The following is a 380-nucleotide window of genomic DNA, read 5'->3' as shown; positions in this document are numbered from 1 at the left end:
GGCAAGACCCTCGCTGACCACAAGCACGAGCGGCGGGCCTGGGTCCTGGACCTCCTCGGCGAGATGGACGGCGGCCCCGACCCGGACCGCTACGTGTGGGAGCACGTCCGACCCGGCGACCCGGACGTGCCCTCGATCTCCCATCGCCTCCTCCGGGCGGTAGCCGAACGGGTCCGCTGGCGCGGGGCCCTCGACGCGGCCAAAGCACGCGCAGACGGACAGCTCGAAAATTCGGCAACCACGGGGAGGGCCGCATGACCAGCACGAAATCGGATCGGCGGTCCGCGGACCTGATGACCGTTCCGGAGGTTCTCGAAGAACTTGGCGACGTCTCGCGTCGGACCTTCTACCGGTGGCGCGAACTCGGTATCGCTCCCGCC

The 380-nt window shown here is 69.7% G+C and carries 1 protein-coding gene; it reads left to right on the top strand.

Translation table 11 applies throughout. The annotated features are described in order from the left end of the window. On the top strand, positions 1-258 hold a 258-nt coding region (locus AC1DSF_RS31310), incomplete at its 5' end, for a hypothetical protein (protein WP_478184199.1). Between the last annotated feature and the right edge of the window lie 122 nt (positions 259-380).

Source organism: Variovorax sp. 01N429 (assembly GCF_056399425.1).
Note: the sequence above shows the minus strand (reverse complement) of the source record. Positions and strands in the feature narration are given on the sequence as shown.